Origin of the sequence: Lacrimispora sp., assembly GCF_031982545.1 — a bacterium.
Classification (GTDB): Bacteria; Bacillota; Clostridia; order Lachnospirales; family Lachnospiraceae; genus Lacrimispora.
This window is the reverse complement of the sequence record NZ_DALYXB010000001.1, coordinates 151,880-167,893: the sequence shown is the minus strand read 5'-3', so window position 1 is coordinate 167,893 and position 16,014 is coordinate 151,880. Positions and strand designations below refer to the sequence as shown.

Sequence of the window (16,014 nt, the reverse complement as noted above, 5' to 3'; positions counted from 1 at the left end):
GAGGAAAATAAGAGTGGCTGCAAGAAGAAATGTGCATTCCTATCGGAACTCTGCCTATGTGCAGGGGAATACGGTTCGTAAAACCATGCCGGTCAGCAGACCGGTTTCTACACCGGATGAAATTCGCCGTCCCGTGCCCCATCATGTAAGACGGAACCGCGAGAAAGCATTACAGATGGATTTGCCTTATGTAATTATGCTGACGATTGCTGCAGTCATTACCCTTTGTTTGTGTGTGAATTATTTGCATTTACAGTCCTCAATTACAACCAGCATTCATGAAATTGAAACCCGGGAAGTACAGCTGGAGAAACTGAAAACCGAAAACGATGCATTGGAAATGAGCATTAACACTTCCGTTGATCTTGATCATGTGTATAAAGTTGCCACTGAGGAACTAGGTATGGTCTATGCTAACAAAGATCAGATCCTTCACTATGATAAAACGGAAAGTGAGTATGTAAGGCAGAATGAGGACATTCCGAAACAATAATAAAAACAGGAGCAAAAGAAATAAAGTATTTCCTCGTTATATGCAGGAAAAGCTGGCGATTACGGTTTTGGTGATAACGCTGGCTTTGTTTGCATTGGTTATGGTTCTTTATAACATGATGACGAAGAAAAAAGAAGATTATAACCAGATTGTACTGTCCCAGCAGGAGTATGACAGCAGAGTCATTCCTTTTAAGAGGGGGGACGTACTGGATCGAAACGGCACCTATCTGGCCACCAGTGAGAAAGTATATAACTTAATCCTTGATCCAAAGCAGATCATGAGTGACCCGGAGGCCTATCTGGAACCAACCATCAATGCATTGACGGAATGCTTTGGATATGACAAAACTGAAATCACCAATCTCATTCAGGAGAAAAAGGACAAGCAGTATGTCCGCTATGCGAAGCAGCTGACTTATGATGACAAGGATAAATATGAGAAGTACAAAACGGAAAAAGCAGAGGAATTGAAAAAAACCAGAAAAGCCATAAAGGGAATCTGGTTTGAAGATGAGTATAAGCGTGTATACCCCTACAATTCTCTTGCAAGCAAGCTGGTCGGTTTCGCCAACGGGGACGGTATGGATGGAACCGGAGGAATCGAACAGTATTACAATACCACTCTCATGGGAGTCAACGGAAGAGAATACGGCTATTTAAATGATGATTCCAATTTAGAGAGGGTAATAAAACCGGCTTCAAACGGTAATACAGTTGTATCTACTGTAGATGTTAATGTACAAAAGATAGTGGAAAAATACATCGCTGAGTGGGAAGCGCAGACCGGAAGCAAGCGGGTAGGTGTGGTTGTAATGGATCCCAATAACGGGGAAGTTCTTGCCATGTCAGATGACAAGACCTTTGATTTAAATAACCCCCGTGATCTGCGCCCTGAGTTTACTGCAGATGTACTCAGACAGCTGGGGATAAAGGAAGCCATGGATGATTATAAAAGGAAGAATAAGGATGCCCAGCCTCTCACACCGGAGACAGTATCTCAGCACTATTCCGATGAACAGATCATATCTCTTGGCACTCAGGTAGCGTGGAATCAGACCTGGCGTAATTTCTGCATCAGTGACGGCTATGAGCCAGGATCTACAGAAAAAATATTTACGGTCTCTGCAGCATTAGAGGAAGGCGCCATAACAGGAAAAGAAACTTATGAATGCAATAAGTTTCTGGAAGTAGGCGGACATAAGATTAACTGTGTCAGCAGATACGGACACGGACTCATTACTGTAGAAGAAGGTCTTATGAAGTCCTGTAACGTGGTTATGATGCGGATTGCCCAGCAGATGGGAAAAGAGAAATTCTATAAATACCAGCAGATCTTTGGATTCGGTTCAAAGACCGGTATCGATCTGCCAGGAGAAGCGGATAATAAAACCGTTATGTATACGGCTGATACCGCAGGACCTACCGATCTTGCAACCAATGCCTTCGGACAGAACTTTAACTGTACCATGATCCAGATGGCAGCAGCTTACTGTTCCGTTATAAACGGGGGATCCTATTACGAACCCCATGTGGTAAAACAGATCTTAAATGAACAGGGATCTGTGATGAAAAAAGTCGACCCGGTACTGGTGCGTGAGACTGTTTCTGAGTCTACCACAAAGTTTATTAATGAAGCTTTATTTAAGACAGTCAATGCTGAGGGAGGAACAGGCGGCGCTGCCAGAATTGCCGGATATAAGGTTGCCGGAAAAACTGGTACAGCAGAGAAGATTCCAAGAGATAAAACAAACTATGTAGTATCCTTCTGCGGATATGCGCCATCCGATAATCCACAGGTACTGGTTTATGTGGTTGTTGACGAACCTCATGTTGAGGATCAGCCTCACAGCACATATGCCAGCCAGATTTTTGAAAAAATTATGGCGGAGATTCTTCCTTATTTAAATGTATTCCCAGATACAGAGACTCAAGGGTCACTTTCTTCCGAAGATGCAGCTACCCTTCCCCAGCAGGAGGGCATTACTACTGAGACACAGCCATCTTCTGAAAGTGGAGAGGCTGGAGCAGAGACGACGGAACAGGAGTCTTCCAAAGAAGCACCAACCATGGAAAATGGAGAAAAGGTTCCGGATGAATTACTGAATCCCACTGAAGAATATGTTAACCGGCAGGAAGGCGAAGGCACGGATTTACCGGCAGCCCTTCCGGGAGATACCGGCGGAGCCTCTCAGGATACAACAGAAGGGGTGGAAACCCAGGCTTCAGAATAAACTTTAAGGCAAACTGACTCATAAAAAAAGCCGAATTTCATATACTGTAACAATGATGACGATGGAGCAGCTTATGAATTCGAATAAAACACATCACAGAGAGAAAATAGCCCTCCTGTTTTTCCTGTTGTTTCTTGCCATGACAGGATTAATGGGACGGCTTATTTTTCTAATGATCTTTCGCTCTGATCACTACAGCGCCATGGCCTCCGATCTTCATGAGAGAGAGAGGACCATTAAAGCGGCAAGAGGCAATATTATTGACGCCAGTGGGACTGTTATCGCTACAAACCGCACCGTCTGCACCATATCGGTCATCCACAATCAGGTAAAAAAGCCGGATGAGGTGGTTGCGGTTCTGTCTAAGGAGTTAGGGCTGAATGAAGCAGAGATCCGCAAGAAAGTGGAAAAGTACAGTTCCAGGGAAATTATTAAAACGAATGTAGACAAGGCTATGGGAGATCAGATAAGGTCCTATCATCTGGCAGGAGTCAAGGTAGATGAAGATTACAAACGGTATTACCCTTACGATACCCTTGCATCCACCGTACTTGGATTTACAGGAGGAGACAACCAGGGAATTATTGGCCTGGAGGTGAAATACGAGCAGTACTTAAAAGGACTGAACGGTAAGATTTTAACCATGTCAGACGCAGCAGGAATTGAAATTGAAAATGAGGCAGAAGACCGGATAGAACCAATTGCAGGACAGGATCTGCATATCAGTCTGGATGTAAATATTCAGCGCTACTGTGAGCAGGCGGCCTACCAGGTAATGGAGAAAAAAGGTGCAAAGCGAGTGTCCATCATTATAATGAATCCTCAAAACGGGGAAATTATGGCAATGGTAAATGCACCTGAATTTAATTTAAATGATCCGTTTACACTAAATACCACAACAGAAGTTCCTGCAAATGAGAAAGAAAAGCAGGATCTGTTAAATAAGATGTGGAGAAATCCCTGCATCAACGACACTTACGAGCCAGGATCTACTTTTAAGATTGTAACAGCTGCAGCTGGACTGGAGGCTGGAGTTGTAAAGCTTACGGATCAGTTTTCCTGTCCCGGATTCCGGGTGGTAGAGGACAGAAAAATCAGATGCCATAAAGTGGGCGGTCATGGATCAGAAACATTCCTTCAGGGCATGATGAATTCCTGTAACCCTGTACTCATCGATGTGGGGCAGAGGCTTGGAGTAGATAATTACTACAAGTATTTTGAACAGTTTGGTCTGAAAGGAAAAACCGGAATTGATCTGCCTGGCGAGGCTTCCACCATCATGCATAAAAAAGAAGATATGGGACTGGTAGAGCTGGCAACCGTATCCTTTGGACAGTCATTTCAGATCACCCCCATGCAGTTAATTACGACGGCTTCTTCTATTGTAAACGGGGGAAACCGCATTACTCCTCATTTTGGCGTGAGTACAGTAAGTTCGGACGGAAAATCCGTGCATACGTTTAACTACCCGGTAAAGGAGGGGATTGTATCAAAAGAAACCAGTGAAACCATGCGTTATATTTTAGAGCAGGTTGTTTCCGAGGGAAGCGGGAAAAAAGCAAAGATTGAAGGATACCGGATCGGAGGAAAAACTGCAACCTCTGAAAAACTTCCGCGAAGTTTAAAAAAGTATATTTCATCCTTTGTCGGATTCGCTCCCGCCGATAATCCAAAAGTAATTGCCCTTATTACCATTGATGAACCACAGGGTATTTACTATGGCGGAACCATTGCCGCACCAGTGATTGCTGATATTTTTAAGAACATTTTTCCTTATCTGGGAATAGAGCCAGAAGAGGAAAAAACTGTTTCTACGTTTCGAATCAGTGGTTGATTATTCAGGCAAAAAGACGTATACTACTAACTGTGTACTTTTGACATACAAATACATAAAATATTGAGGTGTGACATGATAAACGAAACGATTCTGGCAATTATCATAGCTTTTGCAATTAGCGCTATGCTATGCCCCATTGTAATACCATTTCTCCACAGACTGAAATTTGGCCAGGAGGTCCGAAGAGAAGGACCTGAGAGTCATCTAAAAAAACAGGGAACTCCGACTATGGGGGGATTGATTATCCTGACCAGTGTTATTGTCACATCCTTGTTTTATATCAGGGATTATCCGAAGATCCTTCCTGTGCTGTTCATGACAGTCGGATTTGGTATTGTTGGATTTCTTGATGATTATATCAAGATTGTGATGAAGCGTTCCGAAGGTCTTAAACCTTTTCAGAAAATAATAGGGCAGTTAATTATAACAGGAATTTTTGCATATTATCTGATTCATTCAAAAGATGTAGGTACCGGCATGCTGATTCCTTTTACTGGCGGATTTGATAAGGGCCTGTATTTAAATCTGGGTATATTCTTTGTCCCTGCTGTGTTTTTCATTGTAATCGGAACTGATAATGGTGTCAATTTTACCGATGGATTAGACGGATTATGTACCAGTGTAACCATTTTGGTTGCAACATTCCTGACTGTAGTAGCCATTGGTGAGAAGGCTGGGATCAGTCCAATTACAGGAGCGGTGGTCGGAAGTCTTTTAGGATTTTTGCTTTTCAATGTTTATCCGGCAAGAGTTTTTATGGGGGATACAGGATCCCTTGCACTTGGGGGTTTTGTTGCTTCCAGTGCATTTATGATGCAGATTCCGATTTTTATAGCAATTATAGGATTTATTTATTTACTGGAGGTTTTATCTGATATCATCCAGATCGCATACTTTAAAAAAACAGGCGGCAAGAGATTTTTTAAGATGGCTCCAATCCATCACCATTTCGAGCTTTGTGGCTGGTCAGAAACACGTGTGGTGGCTGTATTTGCCATTGTAACAACGGTTCTTTGTCTGCTTGCATACATTGGATTATAGGAGAGAAACCATATGAGTCAGAAAATTTTAGTTGCAGGAAGTGGAAAAAGTGGGATCGCCGCCTCCAGGATGATTTTAAAAACCGGAGATGAAGCTGTTTTATATGACAGCAATGATGCTTTAAAAAAGGATGAGCTGTTAAGCCAGTTCGGTGAAACAGAAAAAATCTCCGTGATTCTTGGAGAACTGAAAAAAGAAGATTTAAAAGATATTTCTATTTGTGTAATCAGCCCGGGCATCGGACTTGATGCACCGTTTGTATCTGTTTTAAAGGAAGAGAACATTCCTGTCTGGAGTGAGATTCAGCTGGCATATCATCATGCAAAAGGGAGGCTGGCTGCCATTACGGGAACCAACGGAAAGACCACTACCACGGCATTGACAGGCGAGATCATGAAAACATTTTATGAGCATGTCTATGTGGTGGGAAATATTGGAATTCCTTACACCCAGGAGGCACTGAAAACCACGGAAGATTCCGTTACGGTAGCAGAGGTCAGCAGCTTTCAGTTAGAAACCATTACTGATTTCCACCCGGATGTCAGCGCGATTTTAAACATAACGCCGGATCATTTAAACCGTCATAAAACCATGGAATGCTACATAAAAGTGAAAGAAAGCATCACTGTTAACCAGACAGAGAAGGATTGCTGTGTTTTAAACTATGATGACCTTGTGTTACGGGAGTTCGGAGAGTCGATGAAACCCCGAGCCATCTATTTCAGCAGCAGGAATTTTCTTAATGAGGGCTATTGTATTAATGGAGATGTGATTATACGCAATCACAGGGGAAATCGGGAAGAAATTGTAAACATTAACGAATTAAATCTTCTGGGGCGCCATAACCATGAGAATGTGATGGCTGCCATTGCCATAGCTTCCGAACTGAATGTTCCAACAGAAGTAATTAAAAAGGCTGTCTGTGAGTTTCAGGCAGTGGAACACAGAATTGAGTTTGTAGCTGAGAAAGCAGGAGTGAAGTATTACAATGATTCCAAGGGGACCAATCCCGATGCGGCAATCCAGGCAGTGAAAGCCATGCCAGGCCCCACCATTTTAATCGCAGGCGGATATGACAAAAATTCCGAATACGATGAGTGGATTGAATCCTTTGACGGAAAAGTGAAACATATGGTGCTTCTTGGCCAGACCAGGGAGAAAATCGCGGAATGCGCGGCAAGACACGGCTTTACCAACGTGATGTATGCGGAGGATATGCAGGAAGCAGTAAAAGTCTGTGCCTCCTATGCAAACAAAGGAGATTACGTACTGCTCTCACCTGCATGCGCAAGCTGGGGAATGTTTCAATGCTACGAAGAGCGGGGAGAGATTTTTAAAGAATGTGTCCGCAGTCTTTAATCAGGAACGGGCATTGTAATTTGAATGGCGAGGAGGAATGGTATGGCGGAAAAAAGGCCAGTAGTGAAAAAAAACAGGCCGCGCCGTTTTTATGACTACAGTCTGCTGTTCACGGTAATATTTCTGTCTGTTTTCGGTTTGATTATGATATATAGCTCCAGCTCTTATGCCGCTCAGTTAAAGTTTGGCAATGCCTCATTTTTTATGATGAAGCAGGCAAAGATCGCTTTGGGCGGATTTATCCTGATGATCATTATTTCGAAGATGGATTACCACTGGTATGGGAAATTTGCGGTGTTTGCCTATGTGCTTTCTTATATTCTGATGATCGCTGTCTCTCTGTTTGGTAAAAAGTTTAACGGAAAGCGAAGATGGCTGGGAGTAGGAAGCCTGACGTTTCAGCCTACGGAGTTTGTAAAAATAGCTCTCATTGTTATGCTGGCTGTCATGATTGTACAGATGGGCAAAAACATCAACACGAAAAATGGCGTGGCGCTGATCATTGTAACAACCCTGCCGATTGCAGGAATTGTTGCTGCCAACAACTTAAGCTCCGGTATCATCATTGTGGGAATTGCATTTGTCATGCTGTTTGTGGCGTGTAAAAAGAAATGGCCGTTTTTTGCCTGCGGATTTGCAGGAGTAGGATTTTTGGCGTTTGCCGGTCCCATTGCCACGGTTCTTGAGAAGTTAAACATTCTCCATGATTATCAGCTGGGAAGAATCCTTGTCTGGCTGGAACCGGAGGCTTATCCTTCTACGGGAGGGTATCAGGTATTGCAGGGACTTTATGCCATTGGCTCCGGGGGCCTGGTAGGAAGAGGCTTAGGAGAGAGCATACAGAAGATGGGATTTGTGCCTGAGGCACAAAATGATATGATTTTTTCCATAATCTGTGAGGAACTTGGACTTTTTGGAGCGGTATCCGTGATTCTTATTTTCCTATTCATGATATACCGTTTCATGCTGATTGCAGACAATGCACCGGATCTGTTCGGCGCACTTTTAGTGGTAGGCGTTATGGGACACATAGCCATACAGGTTATCCTAAACATCGCTGTTGTAACCAATACCATACCTAATACCGGAATCACACTGCCCTTTATCAGTTATGGGGGAACCTCGGTCCTGTTTCTTATGGCTGAAATGGGCATGGTTCTAAGTGTTTCCAATCAGATTAAACTGGAAAAATAGCTGGATATGAAACCATTCTCTCACTTATAACATAGGATAGTATATAAGAAACCATGGGAGGTACCGGTTTGTCAGTCATACAGGTCCAGGGGTTACGATCCTTAAAAGGTGAGATAAAAATTCAGGGTTCCAAAAATGCTGTTCTGCCGATTATGGCAGCGGCGGTTCTCCATAAAGGTACTACAGTGATTCATAATGTCCCCAGGATACAGGATGTGTTCTGTATGCTGGGGATACTTGAGCGTATCGGGTGTATTTACAGTCTTGACGGAAATACGCTGACTATTGATGCTTCTGACATCAAATGTGCAGAGATTCCGGAAGAGTATATAAAGAGCATGCGTTCTTCTATTATATTATCAGGTCCCCTGTTAGGGAGGCTGGGCGATGCAGTTACCAGCTTTCCCGGAGGCTGCTCCATCGGGCAGAGACCCATTGACCTGCATCTGGCTGCATTTCGCACCCTTGGCGCAGTGATAGAGGAAAAGGATGAGAAACTGTGTGCTTCTGCGAAGACACTTGTGGGCGCTGATATTTATTTTCCGTTTCCCAGTGTGGGAGCTACGGAGAATGCCCTGATGGCAGCTGTCTATGCGAAAGGAATCACTGTCATACATGGAGCAGCAAAAGAACCGGAGGTCACTTCTCTCTGTGAATTCCTAAACAACATGGGGGCAATTATTCACGGGGCCGGAACCACCAGACTTGCTGTGACGGGAGTGACAGGTTTACACGATTCTGAATTTGTTGTCGCAGGAGACCGGATTGTGGCAGGTACTTATTTAACGGCAGTGATGGCAGCGGAAGGAAATGTGCTTTTGGATGGAATCCGTCCGGGTCATCTGACTGCAGCTCTCTCTCTGGCAGAACAAATGGGAGCTGAATTAAAGCTATATAAAAATCAGCTGGAGGTTTCCATGAGAGGCCGTCCTGACTGTGTGAACGTTGTAACCGAACCTTACCCGGGTTTTCCAACCGATCTTCAATCTCAGGTGATGGCAGTGATGGCATCGGGATCTGGCTGGGGAAGAGTGGAGGAAACGATTTTTGAAGGCAGGTTCGGAGCGGCAAATGAGCTTAAGAAACTGGGGGCAGATATCGTCATAGAGGGCAAACGGGCCATTGTACACGGACTGTATCCTCTAAAAGGAAACTGTGTAACTGCTCCTGATCTAAGAGGCGGAGCTGCCCTTGTGGTAGCCGGGCTTGCAGGCGAAGGCGTGACGGAGATTTCTGAATGCCACCATATCGAACGGGGGTATGAGGACATTTGCCGGGATTTAAGCAGTCTTGGAGCTGCAATCAGAGGTAAGGAATGAGAAACTTCAAAAAAAGCAGAAGAAAAGTGATCGTTGCAATCATAGCAGTATTCCTTCTGGCCGGGTCGGCAGCTTTTTTGTCACTGCAGATCAGAAACATTACTGTAACCGGCAACAAGAAATATACTTCAGATCAGATCATAGACTTATTATTTAAAGATGGCTGGGATAGGAATGCGATTACCTGTTTTTATAAGGATCGTTTTCGGGAACACGAACAGATCCCTTTTGTGGAAGATTACAAAATCGTATTCCTAAGCCCAGTCAGCATAGAAGTGATTGTATATGAAAAATCCGTGGTTGGTTATGTTTCCTATATGGGCAGCTATATGTATTTTGATAAAGACGGGATTATTGTGGAAAGTTCCAGCGGAAAACTGACAGGAATTCCATGGATTACGGGGCTTAAGTATGGGCACATCGCTCTGCACCAGCCCCTCCCCGTGGAGGACTCCAAAGTATTTGGCCAGATCTTAACACTAACCCAGCTTTTATCAACCCATGAAATCCCTGTGGATGAGATCCGCTATGATTCCGGCGGGAATGCAACTCTTGTTATGGGGACCATCAGGGTTTACCTTGGAAGCAATGATCAGATGAACGGAAAAATCTCAGAACTGGGTGATCAGCTCCCGGTTTTAGGCGGTCTGGCTGGCACTCTGTATCTGGATACATATGACGAGGCGGAAACTGTCACTTCTTATCGGTTTGTGAAGGATAAGTGAATTTACATAATTTGTCTGGAATTTTGTTAAAAAAATGGTTGATATTTTTTACAAAATAAAATATTATATTAAATAGGTTTATACAGTAAGCTGTATATGGTTAAAGGAGGATATAATCTTGTTAGAGATTAAAATAAATGAGGCGGATAACGCTGCTAGAATTCTGGTAATCGGTGTAGGCGGTGCCGGGAACAATGCTGTGAACCGCATGATTGATGAGAATATAGCTGGTGTGGAATTTTTTGGAATCAATACGGACAAGCAGGCATTGCAGTTTTGCAAGGCCCCTACAGCCATGCAGATCGGTGAGAAGCTGACCAAGGGACTTGGTGCAGGAGCAAAACCTGAAATTGGCGAAAAGGCAGCACAAGAGAATGCGGACGAGCTGGCTCAGGTCATGAAGGGTGCCGATATGGTATTCGTAACCTGCGGTATGGGAGGCGGAACAGGAACTGGTGCAGCTCCTGTTGTGGCTAAGATTGCAAAAGATATGGGAATCTTAACTGTTGGTGTTGTAACAAAGCCATTCCGTTTTGAAGCCAAAACACGTATGTCCAATGCAGTGAACGGTATTGAACGTTTAAAAGAAAGTGTTGATACACTGATTGTAATCCCTAACGACCGTCTTCTTGAAATCGTGGACAGGCGTACTACCATGCCTGATGCTTTAAAGAAAGCAGATGAAGTACTTCAGCAGGCAGTTCAGGGTATTACGGATTTAATTAATGTACCAGGACTGATTAACCTGGATTTTGCTGATGTTCAGACCGTTATGACTGACAAGGGTATTGCTCATATTGGTATCGGTCACGCAAAGGGCGATGAGAAGGCTTTAGAAGCAGTGAAACAGGCAGTTTCCAGTCCGCTTCTAGAGACAACCATTGAAGGGGCAACTCATGTAATCATTAATATTTCCGGAGATATCAGCCTGATTGAAGCCAATGAGGCAGCAAGCTATGTTCAGGAGATGGCAGGAGATGATGCCAATATTATTTTTGGTGCCATGTACGATGAGAATGCACAGGATGAAGCAAGCATTACAGTGATTGCAACCGGACTTGATATGCAGCATGAAACACCGGTAGCCAAGGTTATGACCAACTTCTCCAATCCAAACTATAAGCAGCCAAAAGCAGCACCACAGGCAGCAAGTCAGGAAGCAGCGGCTACAACTGCAGCTAATCCTTCATACAACCAGAACATTAACCAGAATTATAACAATGCCAATAATTATTCCGGACAGCCTTATCCCAATAACCAGAATACCGGAAATTACAGCAATCCCAATTATAACAATCCAAATTATAATAAACAGCCTACTTACGGACAGGGAACTCCCCAGAATGCACCACAGGGGAATGGCCAGCCTTACCGTCCGACTGTGAACAAAGAAGTACAGATCAATATTCCTGACTTTTTAAGAAATAAAAGATAATAGATACATAACAGGCAGGTTCTCATGAACCTGCCTCTTTTTGAAAGGAGCGCCTTATGTTAAAAGAGGATAAAGACTGGGAATTATCAGAAGATTATTATACCGAACAGGACAGTGAGAAAAAGCTTTCTTTGGAGGATTTCATTACAGAGAAGGATTTAGAGGGGAATTCACTTAATATTCCCCCCCAGTCTGACGAACTACTTAAAAAGACCATTGAAGATGTACATCAGGTTCTGGCACTTGCAAAAGATGGAATGAGCATTGAAAAAATCGCTGAATTAACAGGTCTGGATGAAAAATACGTTTATGACATCCAGGTTTGCGCACAGGGCTTCAGGGAGGATGACGAGATCGCAGTGGCTCATTTGGTTCTGGGTTAAATTAGGGGGAAACAAAAGATGATGAGAAAGATTTGTCCGGTTTGTGATCTGCCGGTGAATGAGATCAATTACTGTCCCAGATGCAGGCGTGTTGTTAAAAAGCCTGTTTACTGGAATACAGACTATTTACTAAATGAGAAGAGAAGCCAGACAGTTATGCCGGTAAGTCAGCCGCCTACTGCTGCAATGCCGGTAAATCAACCGACTGTCCATACTCCATTGCCTGGAAAGGGACGATCCAATGTATTGCTGTTTGTTGTGATTCTGTTTATTGTGATCACGACTCTGGCCAGTGTGATCATCAGCTGCGCTGTGAATGCCACCTCTTTGGAAAGTAAGTATGATACAGCGGTGGGATATGATGACTATGGATATCGGGATTTAAATGAAGCGGAGGTAGTAGCGGCAGGAGAGCATTGCAGCGGCTTCGATCATTTTGATACGGACGGAAGAGAGATTTCCAGGTCTGTGATCCAGTTTATGGAAAAAGAGGAGCATGGCTACACCATCAATTCCCAAGAGACTTATGGGGATAATTATGAGTTTAAACAGGACGGCGATCCGCTGACTTTTTATGAGACGGTGGAAAGCGTTTATCTAATTCCTAAAGCTGCGGAAGAAACTGGCTCTGATGTGGAATCCTATGAGTACGTGGATATTAACTATGATACGGCTACGGGAGAACTCCACCGGTATGTTTCCTATCTGGAGGATCAGGAAGCGACTCTGGTATATTTAAAACAGTTTTTACTGGATACAGAAGCAGGGTGTATGGTTGAGACAGACCAGAGCAGCGTTGACTCGATTATAGAACAGGCACAGGCAAGGATTAACCAGCGGGAAGGAGCCTACATCCTGGAAGGTATCTTTGATGTAAACATCTATATCTATGAAGACCGGATACAGGTTTATGTATCCTATAACAATCCTGAGACTGTAATAAACCAGGAAACTTAACCGCTAAAACCTGCTATTGACAGATAATAATCATTCTGATATAATAATCTCAATCGCAAAAGGGAGTAGCTTCCACCGAAAGGCTGGATAAGCGTGCGTCAGAACGATAAAGAGATTTATCCGCATTCTTATGAAATGTCAAGACTTTTACTGATACCGACAGGTACCGGCAAAGGTCTTTTTTTATATCCATTTTTGCGAGAGACCCCCCAAAAGAAAGAGAGGAAGTTAAGGATGGAAACAGTTAACCCAAAAGGAACGGAGCAATTAAGAAAAATCCGGAAAGTGATAAAGAAATCCGGAATAGCGGTTTTACTCGCTGTTGCGGTTCCTGTGATTGCATTTGGCTCTGTCTATAATGTGCAGGAGCAGGAACAGGCGGTAGTGACCACGTTAGGGATTCCAAGAACGGTTGCAGAGCCGGGGCTGCATTTTAAGATTCCCTTTGTTCAGAATGTGCATAAGGTGAATACCACCATACAGGGATTTGCTGTAGGCTACGATCCCAGTGACAATGAGAGCAAGGAAGAAGATTCCCTGATGATTACAAAAGATTATAATTTTGTAAATGTGGATTTTTTTGTGGAGTATAAAGTCACAGATCCGGTAAAAGCAATCTATGCTTCCAGGGATCCCCTTATCATTCTGCAGAATGTATCAAGAAGCAGCATCCGAACAGTCATTGGCAGCTACGATGTGGATTCTGCGCTGACCAATGGAAAAAATGAAATTCAGTCCAAAGTAAAGGAAATGATCACGGCAAAACTGGCAGAACACAATGTAGGGCTAACGGTGATCAATGTCACCATACAGGATTCAGAACCGCCGACAAAGGAGGTAATGGAAGCCTTTAAGGCAGTGGAAACAGCCAAACAGGGAAAAGAGACGGCAATCAACAACGCAAATAAGTACCGCAATGAAAAGCTTCCGGAGGCAACTGCCCAGACAGATCAGATTCTTCAGGAAGCGGAGTCTTCCAAGGCAAAAAGGATTAATGAGGCAAGTGCAGAGGTAGCAAAGTTCAATGCCATGTACGAGGAATATGTGAAAAACCCGGAAGTGACCAAAAAAAGAATGTTTTATGAAACAATGGAAGATGTGCTTCCAAACATGAAAGTGATTATTGACGGTACGGATCAGACCAGTACCATCCTCCCCCTTGACAGCTTTACCGGAGGAGCGGCCAGTGAAAAGAAGGAGAATCAGGAATGAAAAAGATAAAAACAGGCATAGGAATTGTGATTGCGGCAGTTGCCGTAACAGTGCTTTCCGGAGGGGTAGTGGTAACAAAGGAAAATGAATTTAAGCTGATCAGACAGTTTGGAAGAGTGGAGAGAGTCATTGATTCCCCAGGCATCTCATACAAGATACCATTGATCCAGACAGCAGATACCCTGCCAAAGCAGATCTTAATTTACGATCTTGCGGCTTCCGATGTGATTACCATGGATAAAAAAACCATGCTCAGTGACAGCTACGTGCTCTGGCGGATTGAAGATCCTCTGAAATTTGCCCAGTCACTGAATTCTTCCCTTTCTGGTGCAGAGAGCAGAATTGATACGGTGGTTTATAACTCAGTAAAGAATGTAATCAGCAGTATGGCCCAGAATGAAGTCATAAGCAGCCGTGATGGGGAGCTTTCTCAGGCGATCATGGATAATGTGGGAGAAAACATGGGTCAGTATGGAATCCGCCTGCTGGCAGTGGAAACAAAGCGCCTGGATCTTCCGGCAGATAATAAAACAGCCGTGTATGAAAGAATGATTTCAGAGCGTGCCAAAATAGCTGCCACATATACAGCAGAAGGCCAGGCAGAGGCGAAAAAGATACAAAATACAACAGACCGTGAAATAGCAATCAGTATTTCTGATGCTCAGGCAAAGGCGGCATCAGTCACATCAGAGGGAGAAGGAGAATATATGAGAATTATGGCGGAAGCTTATCATGATCCTCAAAGATCAGATTTCTATTCCTTTGTGCGGTCGTTGGAAGCAGCTAAAAAGTCACTTGCAGGAAATGGGAATACTTTAATCCTTCCAGGAGGCTCTCCGCTTGCCAGGATTTTTACCGGTCAGTAAAATTTGGAATACTACCTGTTGCGGGAAAAAGTTTTTTATGGTAAAGTGTTAAAATAAAAAGAAGCAGAGGATAGGAGATTGACAGAATGAAGATTACAGATATATTGAGCCAGGGAAAGCCGACCTTATCTTTTGAAGTGTTTCCGCCTAAGACAGAGGATAAGTATGATTCTGTTGAGAAGGCGGCTGCTGAGATAGCAAAACTGAAACCTGCCTTTATGAGCGTCACATACGGCGCAGGCGGAGGAACAAGTAAGTATACCGTAGACATCGCTTCTGCCCTCCATCATGAATATCATGTTACGGCCTTGGCCCATTTGACCTGTGTATCTTCAACCAAAGAAAAGGTGCGTCAGGTGTTAGGTGAACTAAAGGAAGCAGGGATAGAGAACGTGCTGGCATTAAGAGGTGATATCCCGGCAGATGCCCCGGATAAGCGGGAATACAATTATGCATCAGAACTGATCCGGGAAATTAAGGAAACCGGTGATTTCTGTATCGGAGCTGCCTGTTATCCGGAAGGTCATGTGGAATCAGCAAACAAGACCATTGATATGGATTACTTAAAGCAGAAGGTGGAAGCAGGATGCGATTTTGTAACCACCCAGATGTTTTTCGATAATAACATCTTATATAATTACTTATACCGGATACGGGAAAAGGGAATTACAGTCCCGGTTGTTGCAGGAATTATGCCTGTAACCAATGTAAGGCAGATCATACGCAGCTGCCAGTTGTCCGGAACCTATCTGCCCACCCGGTTTAAGGCGATCGTTGACCGGTTTGGGGAAGACCCGGCAGCCATGAAGCAGGCAGGAATCGCCTATGCAACGGAGCAGATCATTGATTTAATTGCAAACGGTGTCAATGCCATTCATGTTTATTCTATGAATAAGCCTGATGTGGCCTTAAAGATCAAGGAAAATCTTTCTCAGATACTGTAATCCGTAAAGCAGCAGG

At 43.8% G+C, this 16,014-nt stretch carries 14 protein-coding genes; all 14 read left to right on the top strand.

What is annotated here, in order from left to right; all coding sequences use genetic code 11:
• Window positions 1-13: 13 nt before the first annotated feature.
• Window positions 14-493: an FtsB/FtsL family cell division protein gene (locus tag ABS301_RS00760; RefSeq protein WP_170823378.1), complete on the top strand. Its 480-nt coding sequence runs from the start codon at window positions 14-16 to the stop codon at window positions 491-493.
• Window positions 471-2,726 (top strand): peptidoglycan D,D-transpeptidase FtsI family protein, encoded by a 2,256-nt coding sequence (locus ABS301_RS00755; RefSeq protein WP_502877922.1) that lies wholly within the window; start codon window positions 471-473, stop codon window positions 2,724-2,726. The genes ABS301_RS00760 and ABS301_RS00755 overlap by 23 nt, the downstream gene beginning before the upstream one ends.
• Before the next feature lie 73 nt (window positions 2,727-2,799).
• Window positions 2,800-4,560, top strand: a complete 1,761-nt coding sequence (locus ABS301_RS00750) for a peptidoglycan D,D-transpeptidase FtsI family protein (protein WP_349670373.1) — start codon at window positions 2,800-2,802, stop codon at window positions 4,558-4,560.
• Window positions 4,561-4,635: 75 nt separating this feature from the next.
• Complete coding sequence (gene mraY / locus ABS301_RS00745) at window positions 4,636-5,604, top strand: phospho-N-acetylmuramoyl-pentapeptide-transferase (protein ID WP_349670372.1); 969 nt, start codon at window positions 4,636-4,638, stop codon at window positions 5,602-5,604.
• A 12-nt stretch (window positions 5,605-5,616) separates the two neighbouring features.
• Window positions 5,617-6,963 (top strand): UDP-N-acetylmuramoyl-L-alanine--D-glutamate ligase, encoded by a 1,347-nt coding sequence (murD, locus tag ABS301_RS00740; RefSeq protein WP_349670371.1) that lies wholly within the window; start codon window positions 5,617-5,619, stop codon window positions 6,961-6,963.
• Between the two features lie 42 nt (window positions 6,964-7,005).
• Entirely contained in the window at window positions 7,006-8,157 is a 1,152-nt protein-coding gene (locus ABS301_RS00735; protein WP_349670370.1) for an FtsW/RodA/SpoVE family cell cycle protein, read from the top strand.
• A 68-nt stretch (window positions 8,158-8,225) separates the two neighbouring features.
• Complete coding sequence (gene murA, locus ABS301_RS00730) at window positions 8,226-9,476, top strand: UDP-N-acetylglucosamine 1-carboxyvinyltransferase (RefSeq protein ID WP_349670369.1); 1,251 nt, start codon at window positions 8,226-8,228, stop codon at window positions 9,474-9,476.
• Window positions 9,473-10,201: a cell division protein FtsQ/DivIB gene (locus tag ABS301_RS00725; protein ID WP_349670368.1), complete on the top strand. Its 729-nt coding sequence runs from the start codon at window positions 9,473-9,475 to the stop codon at window positions 10,199-10,201. The genes murA and ABS301_RS00725 overlap by 4 nt, the downstream gene beginning before the upstream one ends.
• 118 nt (window positions 10,202-10,319) lie before the next feature.
• A complete protein-coding gene (gene ftsZ / locus ABS301_RS00720) occupies window positions 10,320-11,636 on the top strand; it encodes a cell division protein FtsZ (RefSeq protein ID WP_349670367.1) in 1,317 nt (438 codons plus the stop codon).
• Between the two features lie 56 nt (window positions 11,637-11,692).
• Entirely contained in the window at window positions 11,693-12,019 is a 327-nt protein-coding gene (locus ABS301_RS00715) for a helix-turn-helix domain-containing protein (RefSeq protein ID WP_349670366.1), read from the top strand.
• Window positions 12,020-12,037: 18 nt separating this feature from the next.
• The gene (locus ABS301_RS00710) at window positions 12,038-12,976 is read left to right on the top strand and encodes a hypothetical protein (RefSeq protein ID WP_349670365.1); all 939 of its coding nucleotides are present in this window, start codon (window positions 12,038-12,040) and stop codon (window positions 12,974-12,976) included.
• Between the two features lie 234 nt (window positions 12,977-13,210).
• Complete coding sequence (hflK, locus tag ABS301_RS00705; RefSeq protein WP_349670364.1) at window positions 13,211-14,188, top strand: FtsH protease activity modulator HflK; 978 nt, start codon at window positions 13,211-13,213, stop codon at window positions 14,186-14,188.
• Window positions 14,185-15,054 (top strand): protease modulator HflC, encoded by an 870-nt coding sequence (gene hflC / locus ABS301_RS00700; protein WP_349670363.1) that lies wholly within the window; start codon window positions 14,185-14,187, stop codon window positions 15,052-15,054. The genes hflK and hflC overlap by 4 nt, the downstream gene beginning before the upstream one ends.
• Window positions 15,055-15,140: 86 nt before the next feature.
• Window positions 15,141-15,998 (top strand): methylenetetrahydrofolate reductase [NAD(P)H], encoded by an 858-nt coding sequence (gene metF / locus ABS301_RS00695; RefSeq protein ID WP_170823365.1) that lies wholly within the window; start codon window positions 15,141-15,143, stop codon window positions 15,996-15,998.
• The last annotated feature ends 16 nt before the right edge of the window (window positions 15,999-16,014 follow it).

What these genes read in the sequence shown, in the direction of transcription:
- ABS301_RS00735 (WP_349670370.1), top strand. Translation starts at nt 7,006, where the DNA reads ATGGCGGAAAAAAGGCCAGTAGTGAAAAAAAACAGGCCGCGCCGTTTT.
- murD (WP_349670371.1), top strand. Translation starts at nt 5,617, where the DNA reads ATGAGTCAGAAAATTTTAGTTGCAGGAAGTGGAAAAAGTGGGATCGCC.
- metF (WP_170823365.1), top strand. Translation starts at nt 15,141, where the DNA reads ATGAAGATTACAGATATATTGAGCCAGGGAAAGCCGACCTTATCTTTT.
- ABS301_RS00710 (WP_349670365.1), top strand. Translation starts at nt 12,038, where the DNA reads ATGATGAGAAAGATTTGTCCGGTTTGTGATCTGCCGGTGAATGAGATC.
- ABS301_RS00755 (WP_502877922.1), top strand. Translation starts at nt 471, where the DNA reads ATGAGGACATTCCGAAACAATAATAAAAACAGGAGCAAAAGAAATAAA.
- ABS301_RS00750 (WP_349670373.1), top strand. Translation starts at nt 2,800, where the DNA reads ATGAATTCGAATAAAACACATCACAGAGAGAAAATAGCCCTCCTGTTT.
- hflK (WP_349670364.1), top strand. Translation starts at nt 13,211, where the DNA reads ATGGAAACAGTTAACCCAAAAGGAACGGAGCAATTAAGAAAAATCCGG.
- ABS301_RS00725 (WP_349670368.1), top strand. Translation starts at nt 9,473, where the DNA reads ATGAGAAACTTCAAAAAAAGCAGAAGAAAAGTGATCGTTGCAATCATA.
- hflC (WP_349670363.1), top strand. Translation starts at nt 14,185, where the DNA reads ATGAAAAAGATAAAAACAGGCATAGGAATTGTGATTGCGGCAGTTGCC.
- ABS301_RS00715 (WP_349670366.1), top strand. Translation starts at nt 11,693, where the DNA reads ATGTTAAAAGAGGATAAAGACTGGGAATTATCAGAAGATTATTATACC.
- mraY (WP_349670372.1), top strand. Translation starts at nt 4,636, where the DNA reads ATGATAAACGAAACGATTCTGGCAATTATCATAGCTTTTGCAATTAGC.